This window comes from Oscillibacter sp., assembly GCF_032018205.1.
Classification (GTDB): domain Bacteria; phylum Bacillota; class Clostridia; order Oscillospirales; family Oscillospiraceae; genus Oscillibacter.
On the sequence record NZ_DALZOY010000006.1, the window covers coordinates 66,877 to 81,029 of the forward strand.

Annotated in this window: 13 protein-coding genes; all 13 read right to left on the reverse strand. The window is 58.4% G+C overall.

Annotated elements, in window-relative coordinates:
- Positions 1–38 precede the first annotated feature (38 nt).
- A complete protein-coding gene (locus tag RTU96_RS06360; RefSeq protein WP_312635636.1) occupies positions 39–815 on the reverse strand; it encodes a YdcF family protein in 777 nt (258 codons plus the stop codon).
- Entirely contained in the window at positions 812–2,710 is a 1,899-nt protein-coding gene (locus RTU96_RS06365; RefSeq protein WP_312635638.1) for an ABC-F family ATP-binding cassette domain-containing protein, read from the reverse strand. The genes RTU96_RS06360 and RTU96_RS06365 overlap by 4 nt, the downstream gene beginning before the upstream one ends.
- A gap of 9 nt (positions 2,711–2,719) precedes the next feature.
- Complete coding sequence (murF, locus tag RTU96_RS06370) at positions 2,720–4,102, reverse strand: UDP-N-acetylmuramoyl-tripeptide--D-alanyl-D-alanine ligase (RefSeq protein WP_312635639.1); 1,383 nt, start codon at positions 4,100–4,102, stop codon at positions 2,720–2,722.
- Positions 4,074–5,153, reverse strand: coding sequence for a D-alanine--D-alanine ligase (locus tag RTU96_RS06375; protein ID WP_312635640.1), 1,080 nt, complete (start codon positions 5,151–5,153; stop codon positions 4,074–4,076). The genes murF and RTU96_RS06375 overlap by 29 nt, the downstream gene beginning before the upstream one ends.
- Positions 5,154–5,358: 205 nt before the next feature.
- Positions 5,359–6,342 carry an Ig-like domain-containing protein gene (locus tag RTU96_RS06380; RefSeq protein ID WP_312635764.1) on the reverse strand — a complete coding sequence of 328 codons (984 nt, stop codon included), beginning with the start codon at positions 6,340–6,342 and terminating at the stop codon, positions 5,359–5,361.
- 181 nt (positions 6,343–6,523) lie between these two features.
- Positions 6,524–7,699 carry an S-layer homology domain-containing protein gene (locus tag RTU96_RS06385; RefSeq protein ID WP_312635641.1) on the reverse strand — a complete coding sequence of 392 codons (1,176 nt, stop codon included), beginning with the start codon at positions 7,697–7,699 and terminating at the stop codon, positions 6,524–6,526.
- A gap of 18 nt (positions 7,700–7,717) precedes the next feature.
- The gene (locus RTU96_RS06390; RefSeq protein ID WP_312635642.1) at positions 7,718–8,407 is read right to left on the reverse strand and encodes a V-type ATP synthase subunit D; all 690 of its coding nucleotides are present in this window, start codon (positions 8,405–8,407) and stop codon (positions 7,718–7,720) included.
- 12 nt (positions 8,408–8,419) lie between these two features.
- Positions 8,420–9,805: a V-type ATP synthase subunit B gene (locus tag RTU96_RS06395; RefSeq protein ID WP_312635643.1), complete on the reverse strand. Its 1,386-nt coding sequence runs from the start codon at positions 9,803–9,805 to the stop codon at positions 8,420–8,422.
- A complete protein-coding gene (locus RTU96_RS06400; RefSeq protein ID WP_312635644.1) occupies positions 9,805–11,574 on the reverse strand; it encodes a V-type ATP synthase subunit A in 1,770 nt (589 codons plus the stop codon). Before RTU96_RS06400 ends, RTU96_RS06395 begins: the two co-directional genes overlap by 1 nt.
- Positions 11,575–11,655: 81 nt before the next feature.
- Positions 11,656–11,973 (reverse strand): V-type ATP synthase subunit F, encoded by a 318-nt coding sequence (locus RTU96_RS06405; RefSeq protein ID WP_293008989.1) that lies wholly within the window; start codon positions 11,971–11,973, stop codon positions 11,656–11,658.
- A gap of 13 nt (positions 11,974–11,986) precedes the next feature.
- Positions 11,987–12,982, reverse strand: a complete 996-nt coding sequence (locus tag RTU96_RS06410) for a V-type ATPase subunit (protein WP_312635646.1) — start codon at positions 12,980–12,982, stop codon at positions 11,987–11,989.
- 27 nt (positions 12,983–13,009) lie between these two features.
- Positions 13,010–13,600, reverse strand: a complete 591-nt coding sequence (locus RTU96_RS06415) for a V-type ATP synthase subunit E family protein (RefSeq protein WP_312635647.1) — start codon at positions 13,598–13,600, stop codon at positions 13,010–13,012.
- Positions 13,601–13,625: 25 nt separating this feature from the next.
- Positions 13,626–14,150, reverse strand: a complete 525-nt coding sequence (locus RTU96_RS06420) for a V-type ATP synthase subunit K (protein ID WP_294854469.1) — start codon at positions 14,148–14,150, stop codon at positions 13,626–13,628.
- Positions 14,151–14,153: the final 3 nt, after the last annotated feature.

Consider the following 14,153-nt stretch of genomic DNA (forward strand, 5'->3'; position numbering starts at 1 on the left):
CGGGCAAAACCCGCCTGTCCTCAGCGGTCAAATCCTCACTACGCCCCGTTCAGCCTGTTCCACATGGCCTTTGCAAGCGCGAAATACTCTCTGGTGTAATAGTTTGCCGTCAGCCACCAATAGGGCAGCCGCGCGGGGACCCCGGTCACAGTGATGGGCGTTTCAAAATCCGCCAGATAGCGGACCCGCGCCATATGAAAGTCGTTGGTCACAACAGCCACGCTGTTATTGTAAGTGTCAATCCCCAATTCGCTGAGGATAGTTTCGGAATAGGCTAGATTTTCCGCCGTAGTGGTAGAGCGCTCCTCCAGATACAGTCGTTCTCCGCTGATTCCAACCGCAGTCAGATAGTTGTACATGGCCTGGGCCTCGGTGACGTCCTCTCCTGGTCCCTGTCCTCCGGAGAGGATTACGGGGGTGTCCGATGGAATCTGGCTCAGATAGGTTTTGGCGGCGTTCAGCCGGGAGGCCAACACCAGAGAGGGCGTTGTTCCGTTGACCCCCGCCCCCAGCACAACCACCGCCGCGGGCGGGTCCCCATAGGGTGGAATCCGCCCCACCTTCACCAAAAATGTCTCTACGACCGCGAAGGACAGAATCCCCATTATAACGCAAGCAAGAAAAATCACTTTACAGACTTTTCCGCCCCTGCTTTTTTCGCTCCACCGGATCAGTCCGGCCCACAGGAGTAAAGCTGCGGCAATTCCACCGCACAGCCACGCAGAAAACTTCATGCCGGGGATAAACCAGATTCCCATTCCCGCCAGCAGCGCCAAGCCTGCCGCCGCCAGAGAAATTCGAACCGATTTTTTCATTCCGCCGCCTCCGAAAGTGCCTCCCACTTTTCATACAGCTCATCCAGCGCCACCTGCACCGCGTCTTTTTCCGCAAGCAAAACGTTCAGCTTTTCATAGTCGCAGGCTGCAGCCATCATGTCCGCGTCCAGCTTTTCAAGCAGAGTCTCCGTCTCACCGATATGGCGCTCACAAATGACAAGCTGCTTGCGGGCTGCGGTCTGTTCCCGTCCCGTCCGGGGCGGCTTTTGTGTAACGGCCTTATCCTTTACAGCTTTTGTGTTCTCATGCTTTTTCTGCGTTTCCCGGTCTTTTTCCTCCCGGTAACGGGCAAAGCCCATGGGCCAGTCGGTAATGGTTCCGTCGGCTACCTCCCAGATGCGGGTGGCGAAGCGGTTGATAAAATACCGGTCATGGGAGACAAACAGCAGCGTTCCGTCGAAGCTCTCCACCGCGTCCTCTATCCACTCCCGGGAGTCGATATCCAGATGGTTGGTGGGTTCGTCCAGAATCAAAAAGTTAATTTCCCCGTCCATCAGCATACACAGCCGCAGGCGGCTCTTTTCCCCGCCGGAAAGGACGGAAACGGACTTAAATACGTCCTCTCCCCGGAAATCATAGGACGCCAGCCGGTTCCTCGCGCTGGTTTCCGTCATGCCCCGCTTGGTAGCTTGAAGATTCTCCACCAAGTTCCAGTCAGGGTGGTCGAAATGGATAATCTGGGGTAAGCAGGCCGCCTTGACGGCAGGCCCCAGCTTGATGCGCCCTTCATCGGGGTACTCCTCGTCCATTACCATCTTGATAAGTGTGGACTTTCCCGCCCCATTATCGCCGATGAGGGCGATGCGCTCGCCTCCCTCCACCTTCAGGCTGATGTCCTCGAAAAGCTTCCTCGCCCCGAAGGACTTGGACACATTCCGAATCGTCAGGGCCTCGTCCCCCTGAAAGTCAATGGAGGAAAAACGCGCGTCCATTTTCCGGCGCTTTGTGGGCCTGTCGGTGGTGCGCATCCGCTCGATGCGCTTTTCCATGGAAAACGCCCGTTTATACATGGCGTCATTTCCCATAAAAGCCCACAGCCGCAAGCGATCCGCCGCCTCGGTAAGCTGTGCGATTTTGGCCTGCTCCTTTTCGTACTGCTTCAGTTTTTCCTGATAGCGCCGCTCTTTTTCCACGGCGTAGAAGCTGTAATTCCCGCTGTAAAACTCTGCCTTGCCGCCGTTGATCTCTATAATCCGCGTCACGGCCCGATCCAAGAAATACCGGTCATGGGAAATTGCCACCACAGTACCCTTGAAGTGGGAGATATAATCCTCCAGCCACTCCGTTGCGTGAAGGTCCAGATGGTTGGTGGGCTCGTCCAGCAGCAAAACGTCCGTATCCTCCAGAATTAGACGGCCCAGATTCACCCGGGTCTTTTCTCCGCCGGAAAGACGGTCAAAGGGCTCTGAGCGCATGGACTGCGGAATGGAGAGGCCGTTTGCAACCTTGTTGACGGCCACCTCTGTGTCATACCCGCCGAACAATTCAAACTTTTCCGTCAGCGCCCCATACCGCCGCAGCAGCGCCGGGTCGCTCTCCCCTGCCGCCATGCGTCCCGCAAGGTCTTCCATCTCTTTTGCAAGGGCGGAAAGCCGGTCGAAGGCCGTGCGGAGCACATCCTCCACCGTATACCCCTCGGGATAGACGGGAATTTGAGAAATCAGCCCCAGCCGCCGGCCCTTTGCCAGAGATACACTTCCAGCGTCATAGTCCAATTCTCCGGTGAGAATGCGGAACAGCGTGGTTTTCCCGGCGCCGTTGGGACCCAGAAGCCCCACCCGTTCTCCCTCGTCGATCTGAAAGGTCAGCCCGTCCAGTATTTTCTTTTCCAAATCAAAGGACTTGACCAGCCCTTCTACCTGTATTTCTATCATTTGCGTTCCTTAATCCTGATAATCCTGTGCTTTCAAAAACTCCACAATGGTCTCAAAATGCATGGAAAAGTGAGAAGCCTTCACCAGTGCGCTGGTATCCGGCTCGAACTGGCACAGCAGTTCATCCTTCGCCGCGTCCTTGTCCGGGAAGTGGAGCGCGCAGCCGCCGGATGCCAGCGTACCCTCCGCAATTTTCTCCGCCTTTTCCCCGATGGCGATCACCATATCGATGCCCAGCATAGCCGCCAGCGCGCCGATATTATAGTGGGCGGCTTCTCCGTGATCACCCAGTTCGCCCATATCCCCTAAAATTGCCAGCTTGCGGGAGCCGGTGCTCTTTGCCAGCACCTCCAGCCCCGCCGCAACCGACTGAGGGTTGGCGTTGTAGCAGTCGTTCAGGATGATGCGTCCGCCGGGAAGACGCACCACCTCCATCCGGTTTCCCACACCCTGAAAGGCCGCCACGCCGGAGATAATCTGTGAATGATCCAGACCCAGCAACTCCGCGATGGCCACGGCCATAGAGGCGCAGTACACCAGATGCTGCCCCGGCGCGTTAATCGTCAAATCGTATACGTCTTTTTTTGTGGTGATGCGGCAGCAGATTCCGTCCAGCCCCCGGTCGGATACATCGCTGACCCGCACGCCGCACCCCTCCGACTGTCCGCACCGCAATGTGGTAAAGGGCAGCTTCAGCGTGTTCAGCAGCGCGTCGTCTCCATTGAGAATTGCCACGCCGTCTGGCTTCAAAAAGTCAAAAATCTCACTTTTAGCCTTTAAAATTCCCTCCCGGCTGCCCAAAAATTCGATGTGGGCGTCCCCGACGTTGGAAATCACGGCAATATCCGGGCGCACCAACTCGGAGAGATAGTGAATCTCTCCGAAGTGGTTCATGCCCGTTTCAATCACCGCCGCCTGATGCTCCGGTGTCAGGCCGAACAGCGTCAGGGGCGTTCCGATGTCATTGTTGAAATTCTCCGGCGTTTTCAGCACCTTTAGTCCCGCCGAGAGGACTGTGGCGATCATCTCCTTGGTGGTGGTCTTCCCCACGGAGCCGGTAATCTGGACAAAGGGAATGTCAAACCGATCCCGGTAGGCGGAGGCCAGCGCCTTCAGCGCCAAACGGGTGTCGTCCACCTTGATGTAGAATTTATCGGGCCGGAGATCAGCGGGCAGACGGGCGCACAACGTCCCGGCAGCGCCCGCTTCCAGCGCACTGTCAATAAAATCATGGCCGTCAAACCGCTCGCCCTTCCATGGCACAAACAAGCACCCGGGGGGCAGTTCCCGGCTGTCGGTACACACGGCGGAGATGGAAGGCGCGTCCTCCCGGGGATTCCACCACACGCCGCCGACGGCGGATTCAATCTCCCTGACAGTCATTGGCAGCATGATGACACGTCCTCCTTAAAGAAAGCTGAACAATCTCCTCGCAGAGCTCTTCATAAGTAAGCCCCGCGGCGGCAGCCTCCTTGGGCATGAGACTGGCGGAGGTCAGGCCCGGGAGAGAGTTAATCTCCAAACACCACGGCACGCCGGCCTCATCCAGCACAAAATCGGCCCGGGAATACACCGACAATCCCATCAGACGGTGAAGATTCAGCGCCATTTCGCCAATCTCCTCCTGCTGCTCCCCGGTGATATCGGCCGGACACAGCTCCAGCGCCCCGCCAGACTGGTACTTCGCCTCGTAGTCGAATTTCCCCTTGGCGGAAATCACTTCGACCGACGGCAGCCACCGGTCCCCCAGTACGCCGGTGAAAATATCCCGGCCCACAATCCGCTCTTCCACAATAATCTGCCCGTCAAAGTGCAGAAGATCCCGCAGAGCGGCTTTCAGCTCCTCCCGTGTCTCAGGCATGTAAACCCCGATGGAGGAGCCGCCTCCCGGCGTCTTCACCACACAGGGCATCGGCAGCTCTTCGGACAGGGCATCCACCTCTGTCTCGCCATACTCCACCAGCCGCCACTTGGGCGTGCGAATCCCGGCGGCTTCCATCAGCCGCTTCGTCACAACCTTATCCATCGCCATGGCGGAGGAAAGATGTCCCGATCCGGTGTAGGGGATTCCCAGCAAATCCAGCGTAGCCTGAATGCGGCCGTCCTCCCCGCTCTCGCCGTGCAGCCCCACGAACACAAGGTCGGCCAAAGCACAGACGTTTAAAACATCCTTTCCGATCAGGCTGGGGCCTTGGTCCTTCCGGCTGCGGCGCACCGCTTCCAGATCCGGCGCGGTGGTTTTAATGGCAGCGTTTCCGCAGCGTCCGTCCGGTGCGTCGAACACGGCCTCCAGCGGACCGTCATAGTCCTCAAGCCCCAAAAACAGATCCACCAAAACAGCCCTGTGGCCCCCCTTGCGGAGCGCTCGGCACACAGCCGTCCCCGTAACCAGCGAAACTTCTCGCTCCTGCGAAAGCCCGCCGGCCAATACCACGATCTTCATGGTTCCTCCTTCCGCCGCCGTCGGCGGCCCACACAAATGCCCTTTTCCCACAGCCCGCCACAGGCGGGACCGGACTATCCAATAGCTATTGCAATCCGTACCAGTTTAGCACAAATTTTCCGTGAATACAAGCGCAGGAACCTGCCGCAAATACTTTTCGGCAGGTTCCTGTGCTTTTTTCTTCATGAAGCGCCGGGGCTTTTTTTCAGCGCATCCAGTCCAGAAGTCCGGTCTGCTCTCCGTCCAGCAGCGTCCCCGCCGCGCAGAGCATCTGCGCCGCGTCCGCCCGGGTCATGGGCTGGGCAAGTGTGCCGCTTCCAAAGCTGCCCACGGACATCACGCTGACAGCCTCCAGATTCCCCACGGCCTGTGCCGCCCAAGAAGGCGTTGCGTCCCGGTCAGCGTACCATGTGGCAAGGTCCACGTCGCCCACCGCCAGCATCCGGTCCAAAATGGCAGCCGCTTCGTTGAAGCTCACGGGTTCATTGCTGCGGAACGCCGCCCCTGTCTCGGTGGACACGCCCCGGATAATTCCCTCAGAAAGGCCCGCCGCCGCATAGGACTTGGCCCATGTGGGGATTGCCTCATCGTCGGAGAAGCCGGTCATGGTAACGGTATCCGCCGGGAGATTTGCAAGCTCCATAGTCATGGCCAGAAATTCGGCCCGGGAAAGCGTGCGCTCCGGCTCAAAATAATATTGCCCGCCGATGCGCGCACCGGTAAAGGCCCCCTTCTCCGCCAAATACTGAGCGGCGGCAGCAGCGGAGCTGTCTCCCATATCCTGATATTCCACGCCGGATTTTGTCTTTTCCACCATCACAGTAACGGTGGCCGGAGCGGAAACATTCCCCGCAGGGTCCGTCACCACATAGGTGAAGCTATCCTTCCCGCTTTTGCCCTCTGTCGGCGTATAGGTGAATACGTCCCCCGCCACGGTGACAGTGCCTTTCTTCGGCGCCGTGTCCACGGTAAAGGTCAGTTCGCCGTTCTCATCGTCCGAGGCTAAAAACTGTGCGCGGTAGGGAATGTTGCGGTAGGTTCTGACAGAGATTTCCTTTGCGATGGGCGCGCCCTGAACCGGCGGTGCCGACTCTTCGCTCTTTTTGCCGAACAGCGCCTGGGCGGGCACGGTCAGCGTCACCAGCAGCGCCAGCAGCAACGCCGATACGCGGGCTTTCTTATTTGACATTTTCAAGGGAACACGACCTCCTGTTGTAAATTCTTTGATTCAAATTCTGTGTGGAGGTAGTGTTTGCCGCGTCCGGAAGATTATACAGAAAAAGAGCGGCAAAAGCCGCTCTTTTTCCATGACTTTATAACGGCCTTTACGCAGACATGCGCAAAACAGCTCATTTTGAAAAAATCATGCTTTATCCCATGGCCCGATGCAAAAATGTGGCGATTTGTCCACGAGTGCAAACAGCATCGGGAGCAAACGTATCAGTGGTTTTTCCGGTGGTAACGCCCTGTTCCACCGCCCACGCCACGGCCTTGGCATATGCCGCGTCGGCAGGCACGTCGGGAAACGCGGTGGATTTTTCAGCTTCAGGCTTTCCCGCAAGCGTCCAGAGATATTCAACCGTCATGGCCCGGGTGCAGGGCGCGGACGCGCCAAAGGCGCTCCCGGAGACCAGTCCCTGTTCCGCGGCCCACAGCGCAGTCTTATAGAAATAGTCCCGCTCGGTCACATCCGTAAAGGGATTGGCTGCGGCAGGCTCCGGCTGGCCGTTGGCCCGCCACAGGAACGTCAGGATCTGCGCCTTGGTACAGGTCTCGCCGGGCGCGAAGCTGGTTGTCGTCACGCCGGTGGTGATGTTCTGCGCCACCGCCCACTGCACCGCATCGAAGCAGTAGGAACCCGCCGCCACGTCGGTAAAGGTTCCGGTACTCGGCGCAATCGAAGACGCCGCGCCAACCGCCTTTTCCACCACAAAGAAAACCGATTGGTCTCCTACCTGTCCAAAGTAGCTTTCTAAAAAATAGCCGTGAACAACTGTATCGGGCGAGCCAACATGTGAAATTTTCTTCATGCCACAGAGTATGCTGAAATTCCAGCCCACATAGTCGGTGGCGTTAAGGGTAAAGCTGTAGGTTCCGTTTTGCCAGATATAATCAGGGTTGCCCACCCAGTTGTTGTCCTCCACCGGCTCGCCGTCTCTCTCACCCATGGGAAAAACGCACTGCAACACCCTGTCGGCGTTTAAGATACACTCAGCGCTTTCTAACCTTACACGGCCGGTATCTGCGTCGCCGTCGTTCGAATACAGTTGGAAAATGGCGCCGATGTAGAAATCAAATCCATTTTCTCCGCCAGCGACGGTAATCGTGGCTTTCGCATCTGCGGGTACACCGTAAATCGTATACCCGTCTTCCTCGCCTGTCACTCTGGCTTTGTCAATGGTCAGCGTTGCAAAGCTGTAAAGCGTCATCGTCAAAGGTTTGTACTTCGTCTCCGCAGCAGAAGCCCCCACGCTCAGAAGTCCCAGCAGCAGCGCGATCGCCAGAAATCCTGTAAAAACTCTTTTCGTGGTTTCGCCCTCTTTCATTCACCGCAAGGCTCCGGCTTACCTTGAGAAAGTCTCCAGCGCCTTGGCATCCTGCTGCCGCTTTTCCTCCAGCGCCTCTTTCAGGATCATATCCTTCACCTTCATGAGACGGATGGTGGTGGCGCGGTCATTTTCATCCAGCTTCATATTGATAAACCGAATGGTTTCCTGCGTATTGGGAATCATCACGTACTCCAGCGCGTTGACACGGCGGCGGGTTTTTTCAATTTCCTCCGCCATGAGCTGGGCGGATTTTTCAATCTGCGCCAGCTTCAGCATCTTGCGGAAAACCTTTCCCAGCGCGTCCACCGCCGTATCCAACTCGCCGGAAGTTCCAGCAAAGCCATAGGGGTAAATATCGCTGTCCGACTGGGTTTTGGTCTTGAAGTCATAGACCGGCACATTGACGGACATGACGTTCTGGAAACCCATGGTCAGCTCCACGCTCTGCTTCGGATACAGCAACGCCTGCTCCATCGCCTCAGACGACATGAGCGCCGACGCCACGGTAAACGAATCGTGGACGGTCATCAACTCCGCTTCCACCTCCGCCCGGAGGGCGCGCACCTCCCGGACAGTCTCCAGAAACTGCTTCATCAGTTCATCCCGCTTATCCTTGAGGAGCTTGTGGCCCCGCTGGGCGGTGCGAAGCTTTCCCTTCAGCCGGGTCAGCTCCATGCGGGTGGGGTTCACATTGAGCTTTGGCATGGTCCCCCCTCCTTACTGTTCATCCTTTTTGGGCCAGTATTTTTCAATCAGCTCCGGCTTGATGCGCTTCAACTCGCCCTTGGGCAGGATGCTCAAAAGCTCCCAGCCCAAGTCCAGTGTCTCCTCGATGGAGCGGTTTTCGTCATAGCCCTGATTTACATACCGCCGCTCAAACTCGTCCGCAAATTTTGCATACAGCAAATCCGTGGGCGTCAGGGCGGCCTCGCCCAAAATGCTCATCAGCTCCTTGTTATCCTTGCCGGTGGAATACGCAGCAAAAAGCTGGTTCATAGTGCTGGCGTGATCCTCACGGGTCTTCCCCTCACCGATGCCCTTGTCCTTCAAACGGGACAGAGAGGGCAGCACGTCCACGGGGGGATGGATATTCTTGCGGTACAGCTCCCGGGCCAGAATGATCTGCCCCTCGGTGATATACCCGGTCAGATCCGGGATGGGATGAGTTTTGTCGTCTTCGGGCATGGTCAGAATGGGAATCAGCGTGATGGAGCCCTTCTTCCCAAGCTGGCGGCCTGCCCGCTCGTACATGGTGGCAAGGTCGGTATACAGATAGCCGGGGAAGCCCCGGCGTCCGGGAACTTCCTTCTTTGCGGCGGAAACTTCGCGCAGCGCCTCGGCATAGTTGGTGATGTCCGTCAGGATAACCAGCACATGCATATCCTTTTCAAAAGCCAGATACTCCGCAGCGGTCAGGGCCATACGGGGCGTTGAAATGCGCTCCACGGCGGGGTCGTTGGCAAGGTTTGAAAACAGCACGGTCCGGTCGATGGCGCCGGTGCGCTTAAACTCGCTGACAAAGAACTCCGACTCCTCGAAGGTGATGCCGATGGCGGCAAACACCACCGCGAAGTTGGAGGCCTCATCGCCCCGCACTCTGGCCTGACGGGCAATCTGCGCCGCCAGATTCGCATGGGGCAGACCGGAGCCGGAGAAAATGGGCAGCTTCTGCCCACGAACCAGCGTGTTCAGTCCATCAATGGTAGATACACCTGTCTGAATAAATTCGTTGGGGTAATCCCGGGCGGCTGGGTTCATGGGCAGGCCGTTGATATCACGGTACTCCTCCGCCAGAATGGCGGGGCCGCCGTCGATGGGCTCGCCCATGCCGTTGAACACACGGCCCAGCATATCGGCGGAAACGCCCAGACGCAGCGGGTGGCCCAGAAAACGGACCTTGGACTGCGCCAGATTGATGCCCGCGGCAGAGTCGAAAAGCTGAACCACGGCGGTATCGCCGTTGACCTCCAGCACCTTGCCCTGACGGACGGAGCCGTTTTGCAGCTCCACCTCCACCAGCTCGTCATAGGTGACGCCCTCAACCTGTCGGACCATCATCAGGGGACTGACAATCTGTTCTACGGTGCGGTATTCCTTAATCATCAGTCCTCACCTCCCTGCGCGGCAATCGCCGCGATCTCCTGTGACATGGCATCTTCCATGGCGGCGTACGCCGCCTCGTATTCCTCCGCAGGCACGCTTTTGGCGCGTCCGATAGATTCCCGAGACGGGATAGAAAACAAATCTGCCGCGTCCGCGCCGCCCGCGATTGCCTCCCGGCAGAGCTGATCATATCGCAAAATAATCAGCAAAAGCTTCTTCTGCCGGTCGTAGCTGGAATAGCCGTCGATGTCCGTAAAGGCGTTCTGCTGCAAAAAGTCCTCCCGGATCATACGGGCCGTCTCCAGCGTCAACTGGTCATTGGCAGACAGCGCGTCCTTACCCACCAACTGGACGATTTCGTTCAGGCTGGCCTCGTTTTGCAGAATGCTCATAGCCTGACTCCGGTCCTTCATGAAGCCCTCGCCCAAGTTTTCGTCAAACCATGGCTTCAGGGAATCCAGATACAGCGAGTAGGAGTTCAGCCAGTTGATGGCCGGGAAATGACGCTTGTAGGCCAGAGACGAATCCAGCGCCCAGAAGACCTTCACAATCCGCATGGTGGCCTGGGATACTGGCTCGGACAAGTCGCCGCCCGGAGGCGACACCGCGCCTACGGCTGTAAGGCTGCCCCGGCGCTCGCCGGAACCAATGCATTCCACGCTGCCCGCCCGCTCATAGAACTGGGCCAAACGGGAGCTCAAATATGCGGGATAGCCCTCTTCACCGGGCATCTCTTCCAGACGGCCGGACATTTCGCGCAGCGCCTCGGCCCAGCGGGAGGTGGAGTCGGCGATAACCGCCACGTCGTAGCCCATGTCGCGGAAATACTCCGCGATGGTGATGCCGGTATAAACCGACGCCTCACGGGCCGCCACGGGCATATCGGAGGTGTTGGCGATCAGCACCGTGCGCTTCATCAGGGACTCGCCGGTACGGGGGTCATTCAGCTCGGGAAATTCCCGCAGTACGTCGGTCATTTCGTTGCCCCGCTCACCGCAGCCGATGTAAACCACGATGTCCACGTCGGACCACTTGGCCAACTGGTGCTGAACCACCGTTTTGCCGGAACCGAAAGGACCAGGTACGGCGGCAGTGCCGCCCTTGGCGATGGGAAACAGGGTATCAATGACCCGCTGGCCAGAGCAAAGGGGCCGGGTGGGAGGATACTTGTGCCGATAAGGACGTCCCACGCGGACAGGCCACTTCTGGGCCATGGCCAGCTCCACCGTCTTGCCGTCCTCCGTCTCAATCACCGCCACCGTCTCCAAAACGGTGAAGGAGCCGCTTTCTATCTTCTTCACCGTACCACTGACATTCGGCGGCACCATGATTTTGTGCAGCACAACCGGCGTCTCAGGAACGGTGCCCAGAATATCGCCGCCAATTACTTTATCACCAACATTTGCAACAGGTGTAAAGTCCCACTTCTTGTCATGGTCCAGTGCAGGAACCTCGATGCCGCGGGTGATGTTGGAGCCTACCTTTTCCACGATCTTTTCCAGCGGGCGCTGGATGCCGTCGTAAATGCCTTCAATCATGCCCGGCCCCAGCTCCACGCTCATGGGCGCGCCGGTGGTCACCACCTCCGCGCCCGGGCCTAAGCCGGAGGTCTCTTCATAGACCTGAATGGACGCAGAATCGCCCGTCATGGTCAAAATTTCGCCGATCAGCCGTTGGGGGCCCACACGCACCACGTCGGACATATTGGCGTCCGACAGGCCCGTGGCCACCACCAGCGGTCCGGATACTTTTACAACTTTACCGCTCAAACAGACAACCTTCTTTCAGGATAAATTCGCTCTCTGGACGGGAGGCGCGTTCATGGCAAGAGCGCAGTCTCCTTCCCCGCGTCACAGGATATCGGCGCCGACCGCCCTTTCAATCGAGTTCTGGATGTTGCGCCTGCCGATACCAAGGATTCCGCCCCGTCCGGGAATCAGGATGACGGCGGGGCGCAGCTCGTCCTTATATCGGTCCAGCACATCCGGCAGCTTCGCCGCCAACTGTTCCGTCAGATAGATCACCGCGCAGTCGGTTTTTGCCAGCTCGTGAATCTTTTTGCGGGCCTCCTCCGGCACGGAAATGGGATAGGTATCCAGCCCCAAAGCCCGAAAGCCCATGACGGATTCCCAGTCCCCCACCACCGCGATGCGATAGGTCGTTGCCATTTTTTCACACTCCTTACGTCCGCAGCCGCGCCCGGATAATCTCCGGGTCCAGCCCCGCGGCCCGGCCCATCAGAAGAATCCGAAGATTTGTATACTCCGTCTCCCGCGCGGCCAGATAGCCAATCAGCGGCGCTTCGCCAAACGCCACCATCTGTGCGCCGGAGAGATACCCGGACACCGCGTCGTCGCACAGCTTTTCAAACTTCGTCAGTCCGCCGCCCTTCAACGAGTCGAAGCCGGCCTTTGCAGCAGCTTCCAACTCCGTGCCCGCGTACAAAGCCTCAAGGTTGTCTCCACAGTCGCACGCAACCTCTAACACCTCGCTCTCGTCCACGCTTCCACCGGAAAAGAGCACGCCCTCCAAAAAGGCCTCTGTCTTACCCATGCGGATAGTCCGAACCAGTGCGCGGAGGTTTGCCGCATCAATAGAGATACGGACATAGCCCTGAAGAAATTCACTTCCGGTTTCCTTCGCTGTCTCCAACTCATCCCGATATCTCCAGCGGTCCAGCACCATGTCCCCCAACTGAGGATCGCGGGTGGTGTCCAAAACCGCCTTCCCTTCGGCGATGGCAAGGGCCAGCAGGGGCGGAAGCTGGTTGCCCTCGCCGCCGATAATTGCTTCCTTCAACTCCGTCGCCGGAACCCGACCCAAATCCGTCAGCATATGGTCCGGGTTCATGCCCAGCGCCTGCGCCTTTAAAATGGCCTTGGCGTTGTGGTAATCGTATTTCAGCTTGAAGATATCCAGATATCTCCCGTCCGGGGCGCTGTCCCCCAAGTCCCGTAAAGTCTCTTCCCTTGCAGCAGTAATTGCCGCGTCCATAGCCTCCGGACTTTCAAGGCTCATGTCGGGATACCCGTTTTCCTGCAGGAGCTTCACCACTTCTTCGTCGCTGCGGGCGGAGAGGATTTGCTCCATTCTCTCGCCCGTCAGCAGCCCCGTTTCCATGGCGCGGATGCGGGCAGATATCACCAGATAATCGGTGTCCTTGATTTTATTTGACAAGGCGCTTCCTCCCAGCTCGTTGATTCGTTACCCTTCCGGGAACAGCACTGCGGCGACCTCACCGGCCATCTCGCCCTTTTGCAGGCGCACCAGTGTGTCAAAAGTGCAGTTGACCTCCACGCTGCCATCCACCAGAATGAAGCCGCCCTTCAGCGGTCTTGTTTCTTCGGAGAGGGCCAGCTTTCCGTTCAGCCGCCGATTGGCCTCGTCCACCGCGGCGTGGCCGATTTTCTCCCGGTCTGCGGGAGAAAACACAGCTTCTCCCCCGCCCGCACCGGCGGCCCGGACCAGCAGGTCCGCAGCCACGGCAATGTACCGATCCTCCGGCAAATCCCGAAGGGTCTTCAGCGCCAGTTCAAAGGCGGCCTCTACCTGAGACTGCCGCGCGGCCAGCAGGTCCTTCCGGGCCTCCATCTGGGCAACGCTTACAAGGCGCTCCTCCCGCTCCGCAGCGGCCTTTTCATTCTTCGCAGCGATCTCCGCCGCCTCACGGTCCGCCTGAGCACGATACTTTTCAGCAATTTTCTCCGTCTCGGCCTTCGCCCCCGCCAGCACGTGGTCGATTTCCGACTGCGCCTCCGCGGCGATCCGGTCCGTGATCTTTTCGATTCCGTTCATATCGACTCCCCTTTCTGTGGGGCCATCAGCTAATGTTGATCAGCATGAGCATGGAAGCCAGCAAGGACAAAATGGCATAGAACTCCACGGTGATGCACAGCACCATGCCCTTGGACCAGTCGTCCGGCTTCTTGGCAAGAATATTGATGGAGCCTGCGGCCACGCGGCCCTGTGCGATGGCGGAGAAGAGTCCGCCCAGCGCCATGGGAAGGCAGGCCATAAAATATTGCATGCCCTGTGCCACCGTCAGAACCGGAAGTTCCCCGCCGAGCAGGCCCATGCGGAAAATGGCGAAGAACCACACCACCAGACCGTACAGACCCTGCGTGCCGGGGATAACCTGAAGAATCATAACCTTGCCGAACTTGCTGGGGTCCTGGCAAAGCAGGCCGGTGCCCGCCTCGCCGGCAATGCCGGTGCCTTTTGCGGAGCCGATGCCCGAAAGAACCGCCGCCAGACCCGCGCCCAACAGCGCCAGAGCCAGACCGCCGATGCTGCCCAAAAAGGTCAGGCTCTGCTGGAGTTCTACCATCTGTGCTAAATCACTCATTGT